3 protein-coding genes are annotated in these 3,021 nt (G+C 66.3%); all 3 read right to left on the reverse strand.

Features of this window, described 5'->3' with window-relative positions; all coding sequences use genetic code 11:
- Window positions 1-585, reverse strand: a 585-nt coding sequence (locus EN745_RS32775; protein WP_189363236.1) for a class I SAM-dependent methyltransferase, incomplete at its 3' end; no start/stop codon positions are given.
- 32 nt (window positions 586-617) lie between these two features.
- Complete coding sequence (locus EN745_RS32780; RefSeq protein ID WP_245487894.1) at window positions 618-1,535, reverse strand: 2-dehydropantoate 2-reductase; 918 nt, start codon at window positions 1,533-1,535, stop codon at window positions 618-620.
- Between the two features lie 219 nt (window positions 1,536-1,754).
- Window positions 1,755-3,021 (reverse strand): HlyD family type I secretion periplasmic adaptor subunit (locus tag EN745_RS32785; RefSeq protein WP_127423165.1); only part of this gene is annotated, 1,267 nt, incomplete at its 5' end.

The following is a 3,021-nucleotide window of genomic DNA, read 5'->3' on the forward strand; positions in this document are numbered from 1 at the left end:
GAACTCCTCGTCGGAAACGGCCGACCATTCATCGCGCAGCAAGGAGAAGCGGGCGAGCCAGGCGGCGCGATCCTCTCCCTCGAAAAGCGCTGGCTCCCAGATGACGAAGAGGCCCATCCCTCCCAGGGCCCTGCGGGCGTGCCGCATCAGCCGCGCCTTACCCTCGGTCGGCAGGTGGTGCAGCGACATGCCGATCCAGATCACGTCGACGGGCTCCGACCACGTCGCCATCGCATGCGCGAAATCGCTGCAACGCAACTCGACCGGGCAAGGAAGGATATCGAGCTCTCGAGCCGCCAGCCGCAGCGATGCCTCGGACAGATCGATGCCGACATAGTTGCCGATCGTGGTCGTCCTCAACGTCGCGGCGGAGGCGCCGGCATCGCCGCACGCCACGTCGAGAAAGCGGAACGACGCAGGCGCAAGCTCCGTGAGCACGTCACGCAGAAGGCGATAGACCTCGCGATGGAACATGAGGTTTGCATCCACGATCCTGCGATAGGTATCAAGCTCCCTGTTGAACATGTCCTGGGAGCCCGTTGCCTCGCTCCCTGTCGTCGCCGGCATGCCTTCGCTCGATGTCACGATGCCCTCCATGGAAGGTCGATGGGATGCCGCTAGGCAGCGGCACCTGCTGCGTAGAGATGCAAGGCGCGGAAGACCGCCGTGTGGCCAGGGGTCGCGATGCCGAACTCGATGCCCAACTGGTGCATCCGCCCGGACAGCCAGGCGACCTCGATCGGCTTTCCCCTTTCGAGATCGTTGGCCATCGACGATTTCACATGCGGGGGGAATGCGCTCCACCTGGTCGTGACGCGCAGTTCGAAGCCCTGGGCCAGCGGATGACCGGCGGCCGCGGCAATCGCCATGCCCTCGTCGCGCAGCTGCTCGATGAAGATGCGCGCCTCGGGGTCGTCGAGGATCGGACCGATCCCCGAACGCATCAGCGACGTTCCGCCGGAGAAGGCCGCCAATGTCACGAACTTCTCCCAAAGCACATTGTCGATGTCGGCAACCGGCTTCAGCTCCAGCCCGATAGCCCGATCGCACAGCGCCTGAAGTTCCTTGATGACAGGGTCGCGGTGTCCGCCGACGAGGATGTCACGCAGCCCGCCCGCGTGGACGACTTCTCCGGGCTGCTTGATGAATGCGGACAGGTAGGTGGCGCCACCGATCACCCTGTCGCCCGGAATATGGCGGCGGAGAATGCCGACGCTATCGATGCCGTTCTGCAGCGTCACGACGCGCGTGTTCCCGCCGATGAGCGGTCCGAACGCCGCGGCGGCCTTCTCGCTGTCGTAGAGCTTGACCGCGAAAATCACCAGATCGACGGGACCGATGTCGGCCGGCGCGTCGCTCGCGGACACATTGGACAGCAAGATGTTACCGAGGTCGCTTTGAATGCGCAGGCCGCTCTGGCGCATTGCCTGCAAGTGGGCACCGCGAGCAATGAAGCTGACCTCGCCCCCCACCTCGGCGAGCCTGGCGCCGACATAGCCGCCGATGCCGCCCGCTCCCATCATTGCGATCCGCATGCCGTCCCCTCGACGCCCGCCGCCGCGATCGGCCGCACGAAGCTCCCACCGACCAGGTCAATATTAGCATTTCCTTGAATACACAGCCAGCCGGACCGGGGCGGATATTCGGCGGCAAGCAGATCGCGACTAGCCGCTGTCGGGCACGATCTGCATGATAACCTGGCCGGGCGTGATGACGCCTGGACAGCAAGCGACCCTAAGCGCTTTCGGCCTGCCTTACTCCCTGAAGGCGCGGCTGATCTGGTCCTGCAGCGGCTTGACCAGATAGGAGAGCACCGTGCGGTCGGCGGTCTTGATGAAGGATTCAACCGGCATGCCGGGAACCAGCTTGACCTGGCCGAGGCGCGCCACCTCCGTGCTCGTGGTGGCGATGCGCACGGTGTAGTAGCTGATGCCGGTGCGCTGGTCGGTGGTGGTGTCGGGCGAGGTGCGCTCGACCGTGCCGTTGATCTGCGGCGTGGTCCGCTGGTTGAAGGCCGAAAAGCGCAGCGCCGCCGGCTGGCCGACGAAGAGCTGGTCGATGTCGCTCGGCGCGATCCTGGCCTCGATCGCCAGGCTGTCGCTGTCGGGCACGATCTGCATGATAATCTGGCCGGGCGTGATGACGCCGCCGATCGTGTAGGCGATCGACTGCTGCACGACACCGTCCTGCGGCGCGCGGATGTCGATGCGCCTGAGCTGGTCTTCGGCGGCGACCTTGCGCTCCATCAGTTCGCCGATCTTGGCGTCGATCTCGCGCAGATCCTTGTTGACCTCGGTGCTGAGATCGAGATCGACCTGGATAATCTGCAGGTTGATCTCGGCGATCCTGCCTTCGGCCTGCGCCAGCGCCGCCGTCAGCTGGCCGCGCTCGCCGTCGAGCCGCGTCGCCTCGCGCTCCATCGCGGTCAGCCGGTCGATGGAGATCAGCCGCTTCTTCCACAGCGCGCGCAGGCTGACGAGTTCCTCGCCGACAAGCTCGATCTCATGCGACTTGGCATCGGCCTGGGCTGTGTCGCCGCTGATCTCCTTGCGCAGCTGCTCGATGCGCTCCCTGAGCTGGCCCTTCTGGCCGGAGCGCGCCGCCCGCCGTGTCTCGAAGAGCTGCTTTTCGCCGGCGATGATCTCGGCCACCACCGCATCGCCGCCCCGGTCGAGCAGGGCCTTCGGAAAGGCGATCTGACCGGCGCCCTGGCGCTCTGCGTCCAGCCGCGCCTCGCGCGCCGACAACTGGTCGAGCGCCTTGGTGACCACGGCGAGATTGGCGGCCGGCATGGTCGGATCGAGGCGCACCAATAGCGCGCCCTGTTTGACGCGGTCGCCGTCATGGGCGGCGATCTCGCCGACGATGCCGCCGGTCGAGTGCTGGACCTCCTTGACGTGGGAATCGACGACGAGAACCCCCGACGCGATGACCGCCCCAGAGATTTGCGTCAGCGCGGCCCAGCCGCCGACGCCGCCGACCAGCAGCGCGACCGCGCCGAGGCCGAGAAGCGTGTGGGCG

The sequence above is a fragment of the Mesorhizobium sp. M4A.F.Ca.ET.022.05.2.1 genome, assembly GCF_003998845.1.
GTDB lineage: Bacteria > Pseudomonadota > Alphaproteobacteria > Rhizobiales > Rhizobiaceae > Mesorhizobium.